The following is a 15,204-nucleotide window of genomic DNA, read 5'->3' on the forward strand; positions in this document are numbered from 1 at the left end:
GAGAGCCTGGGGGTGACGTGGGCGATCAGGCGTCCTGCTTCAGGCGCTTCTGCATCTTCTTGAGAATCCGGTCGCGCTTGAGCGGCGACAGATAGTCGACGAACAGCACGCCTTCGAGATGATCGCACTCGTGCTGGATGCAGTGGGCCAGCAATCCGTCAGCGTCCAGTTCGTAGGCATTGCCGTCGCGATCGGTGGCCTTGAGATGAACCCGTAGCGCGCGCGGCACCTCGGCGTAGTAATCAGGGATCGACAGGCAGCCTTCCTGCAGCGGCTCGCGTTCGTCATCCAGCGGCTCGTAGCTCGGGTTGATCAAGACCAGCGGGCCATTGCGGTCGTCGCTGACGTCCATGACGATCACACGCTGATGGACGTCGATCTGGGTCGCGGCGAGTCCGATGCCGGCGGCGTCGTACATGGTTTCGAGCATGTCGTCGACCAGCGTACGGATGTCGTCGTCGACCTGGGCGACCGGTGCCGCTCGGGTGCGAAGGCGCGGATCGGGATACTGGAGAATGGTTCTGATGGCCATATTCGTTTGCGTGCCTATCGGCATGTTTGACGTGATCTCCCTATTGTAGAGCGCCAGCGTCGACGGGGGAACCGCTTCACGGGGATCGCGTGTGCCGCCGCTTGCGTGTCCTGCCCTCAAGTCCAGCCTGTCAGCGCCGATCTAGGACGTTATAGGTCGGTGGGTTCACGCTGGGGATGACAACGGCAATGATCAGTTTGGAAGGTTGGCGAGCGCGCCGCCCGCGCTGTCGTGGCGTGGCGGCGCGACTGCTGATGTCGGGCGGGCTGGCCCTGTTGGCGGCGCTGCCCACGTCGGCTTGGGCGCTGTCGGCGCAGGCCGATTCGCCGTCGGCTCGGTCCACTTCGCTGTCGCTTAGGGCGGATGCGCCGGCCAGTTATACCGTTCGCCAGGGCGATACGCTCTGGGGCATCGCCGCCCGCTTTCTCGAGGCGCCTTGGCGGTGGCAGAAACTGTGGCAGCGCAATCCGCAGATTGGCTCGCCGCGCAGCCTGTATCCCGGTGACGTGATCTCTCTAACGACGCGGGCCGGCACGCCGGGCCTTTCCCTCGAGCGCGGCCGCGGTCAGCCGGTTCGGCTCTCTCCCGGCGTGCGCCGCGTACCAGCGCGACAGGCGGTGCCGGGGCTGCCGCTGGCGCGTATCAAGGTCTTTCTCGAGGCCTATCAGATCGTCGATCCCGGCGTGATCGAGGGCGCTCCGACCGTCCTCGCCGGGCAGGGCCAGCGGCTATTGAGCGGTGCGGGCGACAGGCTATACGCCCATGGGTCGCTGCCGGCGGTCGGGGCCACGCTCGGCGTCTACCGTCCAGGCAACGATTATCGCTCCCCCGCGGCATCCGATGACCTGGCAAATAGGTCGATAACCGGATCGACACCGACACCGACACCGAGATCGACAACCACGTCCAAAGCGACGTCGACAAACACGCCAGCCCAACGATCGCTGGGGCTGGAGTTGCGGCGTCTCGGTCACGTGCGGGTGAGTCGAAACGTGGGTGATGTCGGCGAGCTCGAGGTGCTGGACGCCGTGCAGGAGATTCGCAATGGCGACTACCTGCTGGCACTGGACGAAGGCGGCATTGCCACCCGGTTTCTGCCGCGTGCGCCTGAAACGCCGGTGGTAGCGACGATTCTTTCGGTGCCGAACGGGGTAAGATTCATCGGCCGTCATGATGTCGTGGCGATCGATCGAGGTCGCGCCGACGGACTCGAGACCGGCCACGTGCTGCAAGTGATGCGACAGGGCGAACGCGTGCATGACGACAGTCGCGACGACTGGGTGACGTTACCGGATACCGAAGCCGGCGCGGTGATGGTGTTTCGCGTTTTCGATCATCTCAGTTACGCCCTGGTGATGCGCGCTTCTCAGGTGCTGGCGGTGGGCGATCGATTGGTCGTGCCGCGCGATCTTCGCGAGACTCTGGCCAGCGGAGGGGCATTTTGACGAGTCTGCTGACGAGCATTGGCGGTCAGGGGATTGCCAGGGCCGATCGTCGTTTCGACAGCCCTCATCGCCGCGGGTGTCGGCCATGACGCCGGGACTGCGAGACTGGCTCGCGCTCGACGCGCTTCCCGGGCTGGGGCCGGCCAAACTGGCACCGTTGGTGCGACGCTGGCGCGAGGGTGACGATCTGCACTGGCCTCAGGGTTGGCTGGCAGCGTTGCCAGCCAGCCTGGCCCAGCCGCTGCGACTGTGGTTGGAGCATCCGGCCCGAAGCCCGTTGACGCCTGCGATCGACGCCGCGATCGGGTGGGAGCGCGCCGACTCACTTCATCACCTGCTCCATCCCGGGCATCCGGCCTGGCCCGAATTGCTGAACCAGCTACCCGACCCGCCGACGATACTCTGGGCCAAGGGCGACCTCGCGATCCTGTCGCGCCCCGCCATGGCGATCGTCGGTACCCGGCGGCCCACGCGGGAGGGGCAGGACAACGCCGCGCGCTTTGCCCGGGCGCTGGTCGAAAAAGGATTCTGCATCGCCAGCGGCATGGCGTTGGGCATCGATGGTGCGGCCCAGAGAGCAGCGCTTCAGGTCGGCGGCGCCACCATCGGCGTGCTTGGCTGCGGGGTGGATGTGATCTATCCGCCTCGTCACGCCTCGCTCTACCGCGAATTGCTGGCCGGGCAAGGGCTGCTGCTTTCCGAGCATGCGCCGACGACGCGAGCGCATCCCCGCTTCTTCCCGCGGCGCAACCGCCTGATCACCGGGCTATCCCTCGGCGTGCTGGTGGTGGAGGCGGCGGAGAAGAGCGGGTCGCTGGTCAGCGCGCGTCTGGCGCTGGAACAGGATCGGGAGGTCTTCGCGATACCGGGATCGATTCACAACCCGCAGTCTGCCGGTTGCCTGCGCCTGATTCGCCAGGGGGAGGCGGCGCTGGTTCGCGACGTCGACGACATGCTTGCCGATCTGTCGACCTGGCAGGTGGCGGCGCTCGATCCGCTGTCGAAGCCGTTGGATCGGTCGCTAACCGCAATGGGCGCCCCGCTCGATGATGCTGCGAACCCTCCAGCTTCGACGCCATCTTTACTCTCACCGTCACCGTCGTCACCGTCGTCTCCGGCGTTGGCCGTTTCGCCCGTGGCGCCGGAGTCGCCGCTACTGGCAGCGCTCAGCGACGCCCCGACGCCGGTGGACCTGCTGGTCGAGCTGACCGGTCAGTCGGTGGCCGAATTGCAACTGGGCCTGCTCGAGCTCGAGCTCGATGGCTGGGTGGCACAGACGACCGGCGGCTGGGTCCGAAGAGGGCGATGACGCTCGCTTCGGCCCCGCCTGCCTTGACTCGCTCTTCTACCGCCAATCTCTCGTCTACCGAGTCGCCGGTCCGCCCCACACTTCCAGATGGTTGCGACGGGCACGTGATTTTTGCTCGTCGCTCAGGCTCCAGTCGCCGCCGTAGATCGCTTCCTCCCAATCGCCGTAAGCCGGGTTGGGCAGCACGATGTATCGGCTGCCGAAGGCGTCGGCCTGGGCATTGACGGCGGCACGGCGAGCGGCGGCAGTGTCGCGATCGAAGCCGGCGGAAAAATCGCCGAGGTTGTCGCCCATCAGCAGTACGACCCAGTGTGATTGCGCCACGCGCTGGCGTCGTGCGGTCTTGTCGCTGGAATCGTTGCGCGGCAGGAAATGCTCGCTGTCGGCATCGGGAAAACCGACCTGCTGCAGGTTGCGAAGCGTCGCTTCGGTTTCGCTGTCGCGGCGATTGGTGACATAGAAGACCTCGACCCCGCGCGACGCGGCGTAGTCGAGAAACGCCTTGGCGCCGGGTATCGGCACGGCGCTGGCTTTCTCCACCCATTGATGCCAGCTGTCGCTGGCGTAGTTCTCGCTCTGGGCGATCAGCCAGGCTTCGTAGGGTGAGTTGTCGAGCACCGTCTCGTCGACATCGACGATGATCGCCGGCCGGCGCTGTTGGCCGTTGGCGGGTGCGGAGAGCGCACGGTCCAGATTCATGCGCGCCAGATTGAAGGCTTGATGGCTAAGCGCGGCGTATTCGCCGGAGGACTGCATCCAGACCGTTGCCATCACCAGTTCGTCGGCAAGAGACACCGGAGGGCCTAGCGGTTTCGCCGGATGCTGGGCGCAGGCGGAGAGTCCGCCGGCCAGGATCAGCGAGAGCAGAGACAGAGAGAGCGGGGAACGGGGCATGATCGGTTTCCTGGTCGTTTTGCCGTGAAGGAGTGCGTTGCCGATAGGTCAATATGGTCGGCGAGAGGCGGTCTTGCCAGTCGGAACAGGGAGCCGGGTGCGACGTTCAGGCACGGCAGGATGTGGTCCGGCCATGCTAGAATTCGTCCCCATTCAGCGCTGGGTTGGCTTGCGACAGAGAGATCGGGAACATGCAGGAAAAGGCAGCGGCCGTGGCGTCACTCAAACGAGGCGGCATCATCGCGTATCCCACCGAAGGCGTCTGGGGGCTGGGTTGCGATCCGGACAATGAGCAGGCCCTGGCAGCGTTGATCGCGCTCAAGGGGCGCGCCAGCGACAAAGGGCTGATTCTGATCGCCGGTGACATCCGGCAGCTGGCGGACTGGCTCGCGGGGGTCGATGAGGCGGCAATGGCCCGGCTGATTGACAGCTGGCCCGGCCCCAACACCTGGTTGATTCCCGACAACGGTCGTGCCAAACCGCTTCTGCGCGGTAACCATGTCACGCTGGCTGTGCGCGTCAGCGATCATCCGCTGGTACAGACTCTGTGCGCCGCCTGGGGCGGGCCGCTGGTATCGACCTCGGCCAACCGTGCCGGTGAGCCGCCGGGGATGAGCGCCGAACAGGTGCGCCAGACGTTCGGCGATGCGGTGGACGTGATCGTCGATGGCCCGCTTGGCGGTCGCGACCGGCCGAGCACCATCCGCGATCTGATGACCAACCGGACGTTGCGCGCTTGAGCGCGCCAGCGCTTCCGCGGCCGCAATCCCGACTCACGCGCTGAACCCTATTCTCCGGACCTGAAGGAACGACGATCGTGGCACACCCCCATCTCGAACGCGTCAAGGACTACCTGCTCACGCTCCAGGACAGGCTCTGCGAGTCGCTGACCGCGCTCGATGGCGGCGGATGTTTTCGGGAGGAGACCTGGGACCGTCCCGAAGGTGGAGGCGGGCGCTCGCGGGTGATCGAAGAGGGCGCGCTGTTCGAAAAAGGCGGCGTCAACTTTTCTCATGTCTACGGTGCGGCGTTACCGCCCTCGGCGAGCGCGGCGCGCCCCGAGCTGGCAGGGCGCAGTTTCCATGCGGTTGGCGTGTCCTGGGTACTGCATCCCCGCAATCCGCACGTGCCGACGGTACACGGCAACGTCCGTTTCTTCATCGCCGACAAGCCCGGCGAGGCGTCCGTGTGGTGGTTCGGCGGCGGCTACGATCTGACGCCCTACTATCCCTATCTCGAAGACGTCCAGCATTGGCATCGCGTGGCCAAGGCGGCCTGCGATCCTTTCGGAGACGATGTCTATCCGCGCTTCAAGGCCTGGTGCGACGAGTACTTCTTTCTCAAGCACCGCGACGAGACCCGTGGTGTCGGCGGGCTGTTCTTCGATGATCTCAACGCAGGGTCGTTCGAGGAGTGCTTCGCCTTCCAGCGCTCGGTCGGCGACAGCTTCCTCGAGGCGTTCGAGCCGATCGCCCAGCGTCGCCGGGCGGTGCCGTTCGGCGAGCACGAGCGCGAGTTTCAGGCCTATCGTCGCGGACGCTACGTCGAATTCAATCTGGTGTGGGACCGCGGCACCCTGTTCGGCCTGCAGAGCGGCGGGCGCACCGAATCGATTCTGATGTCGATGCCGCCGCTGGCACGCTGGCAATATCAGTGGGCGCCGCAGGCCGATACCGTCGAGGCTCGCCTGAACGCCTATCTCCAGCCCCGTGACTGGTTGAGCACAACGCAGGAGCCGCAGCCGAAATGACTGATCGCTACGCCGTTTTCGGCAACCCCATCGGACATTCCCGATCACCGCGAATCCACACTGCATTCGCCGAGCAGACCGGCGAGGCGATCAGCTACTCGGCGATCGAGGCGCCCGTGACCGATTTCGCGGTTGCCTGGCGCGCCTTTGCCGAGGCCGGTGGCCGCGGTGCCAACGTGACCGTGCCGTTCAAGCAGGCGGCCTTCGCCCTGGCGCAAGTGCTGTCGCCGCGGGCCCAGCTGGCCGGGGCGGTGAACACCCTTTCTCTCGGCAACGATGGGCTTCTGCACGGCGATACCACCGATGGTGTCGGTCTGGTTCGGGATCTGCAGGCCCATGCGGCCCCGCTGGCCGGCGCGCGGGTGCTGTTGCTCGGCGCCGGTGGCGCGTCGCGTGGCGTGATCGAGCCGCTGCTGGAGGCGGGTATCGCGTCGCTGACGGTCGCCAACCGCACCGTGTCCAGGGCCGAGGAACTCGCTTCGCTGTTTGCCGCCAGAGGCGAGGTCTCCGGATGTGGCTTCGAAGACGTCGCGGGGCCGTTCGATCTGGTGATCAACGCCACCAGCGCCAGCCTGGCCGGCGACCTTCCGCCACTGCCGGGCGAAATCTTCGCGGCGCAAGGGCTGGCCTACGACATGATGTATGCCGCCGAGCCGACGGTCTTTCTCCGCTGGGCGGCCGAGCAGGGTGCCCGATCGGTCGACGGACTCGGCATGCTGATCGAGCAGGCGGCGGAATCGTTCTGGCTGTGGCGCCAGGTGCGGCCGGATACCGCGCCGCTGCGGGAGCTGCTGAGGCGGGAGCTGTAAGCGCTCCAGCGGGCAGGGTTTCGCCGTCATGCGACGTCAAGAAAGGGGAGCGCGAGGGGATCCCCCTCGCATTCACGAGCAACAGGGCGGTTGACGCGACGTCAGTGGTCACTCGAACACCTTCGAATATGTTGCCCTGATCCCAATCAAACCTTGCAGTTGGGCCGCTTGCCATTGGCCTTGGCTTGCTCGTAGCGTGGCTGGGCTTCGTTGAGCCGATCGTGCAAGCCTTCCATGCGCTGGCTGTTGCTGGGATGGGTGGACATCCAGGCCGGCGGTTCGCCCTGGCTGTTGGCCGCCATGTTTTCCCACAGCTTGAGACTGGCGCTGGGGTCGAATCCGGCATCGGCCATCAGATCCAGCCCGACCAGATCGGCTTCGGATTCCTGCTTGCGCGAGAACGGCAGGATGACGCCGTACTGGGCGCCAGCACCCAATAGCCCCATCACCTGTTCGCCTCCCGCGCCTTGCAGGCCGGCGACCGTTTGCAGTACCGAAAGCCCGCTCTGGGTGGCGGCCTGGGTGGAAACCCGCTCATTGGCGTGATGCGCCAGAACGTGTCCAACCTCGTGGCCGATGACTGCAGCCAGCTGATCCTGATTGGTGGCGACGTCGAGCAGCCCGGTATTGACGCCGATATAGCCCCCCGGCAGCGCGAAGGCGTTGGCGGTGTCGTCCTTGAAGAGCTTGACCTCCCAGTTGGAAATCCCCTCGCTGGCGGGCACTTCGGCAGTGATCGCCTTGGCCACGCACTGGACGTAGGCCGCCTTGGCGCCGCCGACAGTGGGTAGCTCCTGTTCATACTGGGCAAAGCTCTGCTCGCCCATCTGTGCCAGTTCATCGTCGGAGTAGAACGCCAGCTGGTTGCGGCCCAGCGGAGAGGTGCTGCAGGCGCTCAGCAGGACGGCAACGCCGAGGGCGCCAATCAGCCGGGTCGAGGGTCTTGCCGACATGCAGGGTTTCGAATCTTCCATGAGGGTCTCCGGAGCTGCCTGAAACTGTATCGTCGCGGCGATTTGCCGGGACTGGTTATGAATCCGCTCAAGATACCCGGCCTGGCGGAGCGGTCAACCCGAGGGCTTGTCTCTCGCGTCCCCCGCGGTGTTTTCGGGTGCGCTCTCCTGCGGGTTGTCTGGCGAGATCGTGGCCGGCTCGCCGACATCCAGCGTCAACGTCGGCGCGGTGACGATGCCGTCGAGCGCCGCCGGTAGTGTCGGGGTCAGCGATAGCTGGCTGCCTGCCGGCAGTTCGCCGCTACGACTGAGCTGGCGGGCGAGGGAGAGCAGCGACGAGACACGCTCGGCCTTCGAGCTCAACGCATCGATCCCGGTCGGCTCCAGGGCCACCGGCAACGTGACCGTCGCCGGCTCGCCGCCCTGCAGTCGAATGGTCTCGTCGATTTCACCGGCAGTCGGCTCGGCGCCCGGTACCTGCAACTGCCAATCGAAGCCCTGAAGTTCGATCGGGGGAGCGCCGGCAGGCAGCGTCATGGCCAGGGGCAGATCGATGTTCACCGGTAGCCCGGCCAGTGCCAGGCCGGAGCTCAGCAGCGAGAGTTCGTCGATACCCTGCAGGCCGGGCGAGAAGTGATAATTCCCGATCCGCACGTTCTCCACGCCCATCGACGACAGGGCGATCCGCCCCAGCATGAAGCCGACCTGAGGCAGCGCCAGGCAGCCGCCCAGCAGGGCCACCGACGCCAGTGCGATGAACGGACGGTAACGAGACGGCATCGCCTCTCCTTGCCTGAGACAGCTCGAGATGGACGGCAGAAGCCCAGCGCAATGGCACTGTCGTCAGCGGCCGATTCGACGACTAGCCTGCGGCCGATTCGACGACCAAGGGCACGGCGATGGGCTGCAACTGGACCCGCGGATTCAACCGGCACAAGATACGCTGTTTCCGGCAATCCGCAATCGTTACTGATGAGGGCCTTTAGTGTCCACGTCATAAGGCTGGTGGAGCTGTCTTGTCACGCCCGTCCTGAGGGCACGAATATCATTACGGAGAGAAAAATGCGGTATGGAGAGTGGAAAAGGGGAGTCAACGATGGACGCTGATCTGGCGCAACGTTTGAGCCGGCTGCTGGATCGGGTCGAAAGCTGGTTGCCCGAGCAGCCGCCGGCGGTGGACTGGAGTCGCGATATTGCGGCGCTGTGGCACTCCCATCCGATGGGCGGTCAGTTGGTGGCCGTATTGCCGCGCGACGGCGTTCGACTGGACGATCTGATCGGCGTCGAGCGCCAGAAACACGCGCTGCTGGAGAATACCCGCGCATTTCTGAAGGGCTATCCCGCCAACCATGCATTGCTGTGGGGCGCTCGCGGCAGCGGCAAATCCTCGATGGTTCGCGCCCTGCTCAATACCCTGGCGCCCGATGGACTGCGGCTGATCCAGGTCGATCGTCACGACCTGGTGGCGTTGCCGATCCTGGTGCAGCGTCTGCGCGACCGTCCGGAGCGGTTCGTGGTCTATTGCGACGATCTCTCGTTCGAAGGCAGCGACGATGCCTACAAGGCACTGAAAAGCGTGCTTGACGGTACGCTGACCGGTCCGCCGGACAACGTGCTGCTGTACGCGACGTCCAACCGTCGTCATCTGCTGCCGGAATCCATGGCCGACAATCAGCAGACTCAGCTGGTCGATGGCGAGCTGCATCACGGCGATGCGGTGGAAGAGAAGATATCGCTGTCGGATCGGTTCGGCCTGTGGCTAGCGTTTCATCCGTTCGGCCAGCAGGCCTATCTCGAGACTTGCCAGCACTGGGTTGCCCATCTGGGAGGAGAGAACGCCTGGAACGAGGACGCCCGCGCCGAAGCCGTTCGCTACGCCACCTTGCGCGGCGTCCGCAGTGGTCGGGCGGCGTGGCAATTCGCCTGTCTGTGGGTCGGTTCGCAATCTATTCAACGCGCCACAACGTAAGTAAATGGTTTACCCTCATGAAAAAGCATGAGTTCTTCCACTCATGCTGACTCTTCATGAGGGAAGGGACTGGTGAAACTTTCTCGCTTACCGATATGGCTGATTCTGCTGGGTAGCACCTTGCTGACGGTGTTCTTTGGCTGGATGCTTTTGCAAGCGCTGCACAATGATCGTCAAGCTTTCTTTCGGGATCTGGATTTTCAGTCACAAGAGCAGGGGATCACGGTCGGCGCTTCCCGAGCCGGGCTCGAGCGACGTGTTCGACTGTTGGCAACCACCCTAGTCGCAGCCCCCGCCGTTCGCAGTCTCATGGCGCAAGCCGCCAATCCGAACTCACCAGAGAGACTCCAGGCGATCCGAGGTCGACTGCGCGGTAATCTCATGCCCTATTGGGAGGCGCTTAAGGCCGGTAATGCACTGGAGCTCAATCTCTTTCGGCTGAGTGACAGTGAGGCCAACCCTTTCCTGAGCTTACGGCCTGCGGATGCTGGCACGCCATCTTACGGGGATAGTGATCACCTGTTACACCAGAGCTTGATGACACGAAAGCCAGTGCAAGGTATTGAGTTCGACGGTCAGCGAGCATCCACGGCCGGTATCGCGCCGATCTTTGCCCCGGACGATGAAAAGAACGATACGCTCGTCGGACTGTTGGAAGTCGAGTTTGCCGTCGTGCCAAATATCGGCAGGCTTTCCGAGCAGTTGGAGAGTGGTGTCGCGGTCCTCTCGCGCCAAGAGAAAGGCAGAGGCGCCGGGCCGTCATGGCAGATAGCCGAAAGCTCAGATTCACTGATCAGCGGTTGGCTGTCGCAGCAGCAGTCGCCTGACGCTCTTGAACGACCCGATTGGTCGGTAGTGAAGGAAAGCGGCGGGCGCGGGTACCTGCTGACGCTAGTGCCTCTGAGGCAATCCGGCGATAGTACGATGCGGACGGTAGCCGCGATAGCTGTCTGGAAGGACATCACCGCACAGCTTGAGCACCGTGATTCGTTGGTCATCAGTACCTGGTTGCGGTGGGGAGTGGCCTGGTTGATCGCAGAAGCATGTCTGCTGCTGCTGCTGTGGGGCACTCGTCGTGCGACGCGTCATGCCATGCTAGAAAACCACCGGCGATTGCAAAATCAGAAGGAAGCTCTCCAAACACTCAACGATATTGCCGCACTGGAAAAGACGTCATTACTCGAGCTCATCGAAGACGCGTTGAAAGTCGGGTGCGAGTATCTGGACATGCCAATCGGCATCGTCAGCCATATTAATGATCAAGTCTATCGCGTCGAATCAGCGCACTCGCCGGACGGCAAGCTCGAACGGGGGCAGTGCTTCAATGTTAAGGACACCTTCTGTGAGTTGACACTGAAGGCGCAAGACGTGGTTTCATTTTCTAACGCAGAAGAGGCCGGATATGGAGAGCATCCCTGCAGTGTCATTTATGCGTTCAAAAGTTATGTCGGGGTACCGCTTTGGGTTCTTGGTAAGCGTTACGGCACTTTGGGTTTCAGTAGTGATTCGCCCCGTTCCAAGCCCTTCGATGAAGCCGAGCGTGAATTCGTTAGACTAATGGCCAAATGGATCGGGGCCACATTGGCTAGATGGCAGGAGGTAGAGGCTCGAGAGGAACTGAGCCAGCGCTTGAGCAAGATAGCCTCTCAAACGCCGGGTATGATCTATCAGTATCGGGTCGACGCAGAAGGAGGGGCCTCGTTTCCTTATGCCAGCGAGGCAATCAAGACGCTTTACGGCATCACGCCGGAACAGGCTGCCGAAGATTCCTCTGCCGTGATCGAGGCGATTCTGGAAGAAGACCGGCCCAAGGTTCTCCAGTCGATTACCGAGTCCCTGGAAAATCTGACCCCATGGCACTGTGAATATCGCATTCGGCATCCTGATGGTCGTGTCATTTGGTTGGCGGGTCAATCGATCCCGGAACGTGAGGCGGACGGAGGGACTTTATGGCATGGGTTCCTGCACGATGTGACCGAACGCAAACGCGACGAACGTCTTAAAACGGAGTTTATTTCGACCGTCAGTCACGAGCTGCGGACACCGCTGACATCGATTTCCGGTGCGCTTGGGTTGATCCAGGGTGGTGCGCTGGGCACGCCCCCGGAATCCATGCGCGGCATGCTGACCACTGCCCATAATAACTCGCAGCGTCTGATCATGCTGATTAATGATCTGCTCGATATGGAGAAGCTGGTCGCCGGCAAGATGACGTTCCAGATGCAGGATCAGCCGTTGATGCCGTTGATAGACCAGGCCGTCGAGTCGAATCAGGCCTATGCGGATCAGTTCCGTGCGCGTTATCTGGTGACCGAGCGGCTGGATAGTATGGGCGTTAATATCGATGCCATGCGTTTTCAGCAGGTCATGAGCAACCTGTTATCCAACGCTGCCAAATTCTCCCCGCCGGATACCGAGGTCGAAATCCGCGTCGAGGCGATCGCCGACCGGGTCCGTGTCAGCGTGATCGATCACGGACCCGGGATTCCCGTCGAGTTTCACGACCGGATCTTCCAGAAGTTTTCCCAGGCTGATGGCTCGAGCACGCGAAAGCAGGGTGGTACAGGGTTGGGACTGGCGATCACCCGCGAACTCGTCGAGCGCATGCGGGGCTCGATCAATTTCTTCTCGGAAAAAGGGCACGGTGCTTGCTTCTTCGTGGAGTTGCCATGTGTCGACCTGCCACCAGATTCAGCGGTTCCATCGGTGGCACTGCCGGTGGTTGCTGTTGACGAGGCGGCGGGTACCGATGCCTCAGGCTCGAGGTTACTGATCGTCGAGGATGACCCGGATACCGCTGTGCTAATGGCCACGCTGGTTCGGCACTGGGGATATCAAGCCGAGATCGCCCATACCATGGGTGATGCACTGAAATGGCTGGAGCGGCGCAGCTTCGACGCCATCACTCTCGATCTGATGTTGCCCGACGGCAACGGTCTGACGTTGTTGCGCCAATTGCGGGAGCAGCCACAGACACGTGAACTTCCCGTGCTGGTGGTATCGGCGAAGGCGGAGGAGGGGCAATTGGAGATCGGCGGACGTCTGGAGGCGGTGGACTGGCTGGCCAAACCCTTCGATCAGAAGCGGCTGGCTGGCGCCCTGCACAGCTCGTTGAGTCTGCGGCCGCATCGCGAACGCATCCTGCATATCGAAAGCGATGCTGAGTTGTCTCAACGGGTTGCCGAGCAGATCGCACCGAGCATGATGCTAGACGTGGCTCGATCGCTCCAGGAGGCACGTTATCTGCTCGATAGTCACGAATACGGATTGATCTCCATCGATCTGACTGCTTCTCAGGGGCCTGGATGGGAAGTCATATCGTTATTGAGTCAACTGGCTCGGCAGCCTGCCGTGGTCATTCTCTCTGAGGAAGCTCTGGCGCCGACGTTGCTTGGCCGTGTGAAGACGGCGATCGCCAAGCCAGGTCTTTCCGCAGAGGCTTTGATGGACGCATTCGACCGCCAGCTTCATGCTGCCAAAGTATCAACGGATGACGGTTCCGAGGGCGATAAAAAAGGCGATAGAGAGGAGCGAGACTGATATGAAACCCCTTCAACGGATCCTGCATGTCGAGGATGACGTCTCGATTCAGGAAGTGGCCAAGGTGGCGCTCGAGATCGTCGGCGGCTTCGAGGTCACGAGCTGTGACGATGGCCAAACGGCGATATCGAGAGCCGACGAATGGCAGCCGGACCTGATTCTGCTCGATGTCATGATGCCCGGCATCGACGGCCCCACGACCCTGGACAAATTGCGAGAGCAGGCGTCGACCCGGGAGATTCCGGTGATCTTCATGACCGCCAAGGTCCAGCCCAGCGAGATCGAGCACTATCGCACCATTGGCGCTCTGGATGTGGTGATCAAACCCTTCGACCCCATGATGCTGGCAGAGCAGCTGCGGACGATCTGGGAGCGCTCGAATGTCTGATATTGACGTTCAGGCCCGACTGGCCGCGCTGCGCGAGCAGTATAGCCTTCGCCTGAGTGACGACTTGCAGACATTGATGGCGCAGGCCCGGGAGTTGAGTGCACGCCAGAGCGCGATCGGGCTCGACGCTCTGGAGACGCTGCGTCAGGGCCTGCATCGCATCGCGGGTTCTGCCGGCACCTTCGGCTACGCCGCGCTGAGTCGAGACGCGCGCGAAATGGAAGTCTGGCTGCAGACGGTGATCGAAAGCGCCGCGCAGCCGAAGCCTCCGACGCTGGTGGTGCTGCACGATCGCCTGCAGGAGAGTTATCGGGATCTGGAGCTCGCGCAGACTTCGGAAGTGGTCGAGCCCGAGGGCAGTTACCATCTTGCCAGCGGCGACCGGGGGATTCGCGTGGCCGTACTGGCCGACGGTGATACCGATACGCTGATTCGCGCGCTGAGCGGCTTCGGCTACGAGTGTCGCAGCCTCGACGACCAGGCGACATTTCCCCAATGGCAGCCGGATATCGCCATCGTCGATACGGCCAAGGTGGCGGATGAAGTCTGGAAGCCGGCGGTGGAGGCGGCTCCCAAGGCGGCGTTGATTCTGCTCAGCGGCGCCGGCGATTTCGAGACGCGGTTGAAGGCCGTTCGCAACGGTGCTCAGGGCTTTTTCACCCATCCGGTGGACGTCCCTTCGCTGGAGCATCGTCTGCGCCATTTGATCAACCTGCCGCAGCAGGATCCCTATCGGGTGCTGATCGTCGACGACGACGTCGATCTGGCCGAGCATTTTCGGCTGACACTGAAGATGGCCGGGATCGAGTCCCGAGTGATCAGCGACCCTCGCGATGTCCTGAAAGGCCTGCGGGATTTCGTGCCCGATCTGGTGCTGATCGACATCAACATGCCCGGCTGCTCCGGGCCGGAGCTGGCACGGATCATCCGATTCGACGACGACTGGCTGAAGATCCCGCTGATCTATCTCTCTGCCGAGTCGGACGCTCATCGTCAGGCGCAGGCGTTGGCACAGGCGGGAGACGACTTCCTGGCCAAGCCGATCACCGATGTGGCGCTGGTCGCCGCCGTTACCGCGCGGGCGCAGCGTTCGCGTCAGCTGAGTCTGGCGCTGGCTCGCGATGGCCTCACTGGGTTGATCAAGCATCCCGCGATAAAGGAACTGATCGAGCTCGAGGTAGCGCGTGGTCAGAGAACCGACACGGGGGCTTGCGTGGTGATGATCGACATCGATCGCTTCAAGTCGATCAACGACACCTATGGTCACGGCACCGGCGACTACGTCATTCGTCTGCTGGCCAACCTGCTGCGGCAGCGACTTCGCCGGGTGGATCACGTCGGGCGCTATGGGGGGGAGGAGTTCGTTGCCGTGCTGCCATCCTGTTCGCTGGAGAATGCCCGAGACGCCATCGAGCGGATTCGCGTCAGCTTTTCCGAACTCGAGTGCGTGGCGGACGACAAGACGTTTCACGCGACTTTCAGCGCCGGCGTCTCCTGCACCCAGGATTGGCGGGATGCCGAGACGCTGCTCGAAGCCGCCGACAGAGCGATGTACGCGGCCAAGCAGGGTGGCCGCAATCAGACGCGGATCGCGGCTTCACGGCAGTGAGCGCCA

At 63.2% G+C, this 15,204-nt stretch carries 13 protein-coding genes; 9 read left to right on the forward strand and 4 right to left on the reverse strand.

Going from position 1 to position 15,204, the window contains the following annotated elements:
* Positions 1–25 precede the first annotated feature (25 nt).
* A complete protein-coding gene (def, locus tag DOM36_RS14305) occupies positions 26–532 on the reverse strand; it encodes a peptide deformylase (protein ID WP_075569688.1) in 507 nt (168 codons plus the stop codon).
* A 188-nt stretch (positions 533–720) separates the two neighbouring features.
* On the opposite strand from def, the gene DOM36_RS14310 reads away from it, so the two are divergent.
* Both DOM36_RS14310 and dprA read left to right on the forward strand, forming a co-directional pair.
* A complete protein-coding gene (locus DOM36_RS14310) occupies positions 721–1,977 on the forward strand; it encodes a LysM peptidoglycan-binding domain-containing protein (RefSeq protein ID WP_157958654.1) in 1,257 nt (418 codons plus the stop codon).
* Positions 1,978–2,062: 85 nt separating this feature from the next.
* A complete protein-coding gene (dprA, locus tag DOM36_RS14315; protein ID WP_110643477.1) occupies positions 2,063–3,286 on the forward strand; it encodes a DNA-processing protein DprA in 1,224 nt (407 codons plus the stop codon).
* A 54-nt stretch (positions 3,287–3,340) separates the two neighbouring features.
* On the opposite strand, the gene DOM36_RS14320 is transcribed toward dprA, so the two are convergent.
* The gene (locus DOM36_RS14320; protein WP_110643478.1) at positions 3,341–4,180 is read right to left on the reverse strand and encodes a 5'-nucleotidase, lipoprotein e(P4) family; all 840 of its coding nucleotides are present in this window, start codon (positions 4,178–4,180) and stop codon (positions 3,341–3,343) included.
* 191 nt (positions 4,181–4,371) lie between these two features.
* On the opposite strand from DOM36_RS14320, the gene DOM36_RS14325 reads away from it, so the two are divergent.
* The 3 genes from DOM36_RS14325 (at position 4,372) to aroE (ending at position 6,739) form a co-directional block, all read left to right on the forward strand.
* Positions 4,372–4,920: an L-threonylcarbamoyladenylate synthase gene (locus DOM36_RS14325; RefSeq protein WP_110643479.1), complete on the forward strand. Its 549-nt coding sequence runs from the start codon at positions 4,372–4,374 to the stop codon at positions 4,918–4,920.
* 77 nt (positions 4,921–4,997) lie between these two features.
* On the forward strand, positions 4,998–5,930 hold the full coding sequence (hemF, locus tag DOM36_RS14330) for an oxygen-dependent coproporphyrinogen oxidase (RefSeq protein ID WP_075569693.1): 933 nt from the start codon (positions 4,998–5,000) through the stop codon (positions 5,928–5,930).
* Positions 5,927–6,739, forward strand: coding sequence for a shikimate dehydrogenase (aroE, locus tag DOM36_RS14335; RefSeq protein WP_110643480.1), 813 nt, complete (start codon positions 5,927–5,929; stop codon positions 6,737–6,739). The genes hemF and aroE overlap by 4 nt, the downstream gene beginning before the upstream one ends.
* A 146-nt stretch (positions 6,740–6,885) precedes the next feature.
* Here aroE and DOM36_RS14340 read toward each other — a convergent pair whose 3' ends face one another.
* Both DOM36_RS14340 and DOM36_RS14345 read right to left on the reverse strand, forming a co-directional pair.
* Positions 6,886–7,692, reverse strand: a complete 807-nt coding sequence (locus tag DOM36_RS14340) for a M48 family metallopeptidase (RefSeq protein ID WP_110643564.1) — start codon at positions 7,690–7,692, stop codon at positions 6,886–6,888.
* Between the two features lie 114 nt (positions 7,693–7,806).
* Complete coding sequence (locus DOM36_RS14345) at positions 7,807–8,472, reverse strand: hypothetical protein (RefSeq protein WP_110643481.1); 666 nt, start codon at positions 8,470–8,472, stop codon at positions 7,807–7,809.
* A gap of 316 nt (positions 8,473–8,788) precedes the next feature.
* Here DOM36_RS14345 and DOM36_RS14350 point away from each other — a divergent pair, with 316 nt between their 5' ends.
* From DOM36_RS14350 to DOM36_RS14365, 4 genes are all read left to right on the forward strand, one after another.
* Positions 8,789–9,661 (forward strand): ATP-binding protein, encoded by an 873-nt coding sequence (locus DOM36_RS14350; RefSeq protein ID WP_110643482.1) that lies wholly within the window; start codon positions 8,789–8,791, stop codon positions 9,659–9,661.
* Positions 9,662–9,733: 72 nt separating this feature from the next.
* Entirely contained in the window at positions 9,734–13,201 is a 3,468-nt protein-coding gene (locus tag DOM36_RS14355) for an ATP-binding protein (protein WP_110643483.1), read from the forward strand.
* 1 nt (position 13,202) lies between these two features.
* On the forward strand, positions 13,203–13,589 hold the full coding sequence (locus DOM36_RS14360; RefSeq protein ID WP_110643484.1) for a response regulator: 387 nt from the start codon (positions 13,203–13,205) through the stop codon (positions 13,587–13,589).
* A complete protein-coding gene (locus DOM36_RS14365; RefSeq protein ID WP_110643485.1) occupies positions 13,582–15,198 on the forward strand; it encodes a diguanylate cyclase in 1,617 nt (538 codons plus the stop codon). Before DOM36_RS14360 ends, DOM36_RS14365 begins: the two co-directional genes overlap by 8 nt.
* Positions 15,199–15,204 lie beyond the last annotated feature (6 nt).

The sequence above is a fragment of the Salinicola sp. CPA57 genome (assembly GCF_003206035.1).
Taxonomy (GTDB): domain Bacteria; phylum Pseudomonadota; class Gammaproteobacteria; order Pseudomonadales; family Halomonadaceae; genus Salinicola; species Salinicola socius.

Coding starts and splice junctions, on each gene's coding strand:
- def (WP_075569688.1), bottom strand. CDS start 532: ATGGCCATCAGAACCATTCTCCAGTATCCCGATCCGCGCCTTCGCACC.
- DOM36_RS14310 (WP_157958654.1), top strand. CDS start 721: ATGATCAGTTTGGAAGGTTGGCGAGCGCGCCGCCCGCGCTGTCGTGGC.
- dprA (WP_110643477.1), top strand. CDS start 2,063: ATGACGCCGGGACTGCGAGACTGGCTCGCGCTCGACGCGCTTCCCGGG.
- DOM36_RS14320 (WP_110643478.1), bottom strand. CDS start 4,180: ATGCCCCGTTCCCCGCTCTCTCTGTCTCTGCTCTCGCTGATCCTGGCC.
- DOM36_RS14325 (WP_110643479.1), top strand. CDS start 4,372: ATGCAGGAAAAGGCAGCGGCCGTGGCGTCACTCAAACGAGGCGGCATC.
- aroE (WP_110643480.1), top strand. CDS start 5,927: ATGACTGATCGCTACGCCGTTTTCGGCAACCCCATCGGACATTCCCGA.
- DOM36_RS14340 (WP_110643564.1), bottom strand. CDS start 7,692: ATGTCGGCAAGACCCTCGACCCGGCTGATTGGCGCCCTCGGCGTTGCC.
- DOM36_RS14345 (WP_110643481.1), bottom strand. CDS start 8,472: ATGCCGTCTCGTTACCGTCCGTTCATCGCACTGGCGTCGGTGGCCCTG.
- DOM36_RS14350 (WP_110643482.1), top strand. CDS start 8,789: ATGGACGCTGATCTGGCGCAACGTTTGAGCCGGCTGCTGGATCGGGTC.
- DOM36_RS14360 (WP_110643484.1), top strand. CDS start 13,203: ATGAAACCCCTTCAACGGATCCTGCATGTCGAGGATGACGTCTCGATT.
- DOM36_RS14365 (WP_110643485.1), top strand. CDS start 13,582: ATGTCTGATATTGACGTTCAGGCCCGACTGGCCGCGCTGCGCGAGCAG.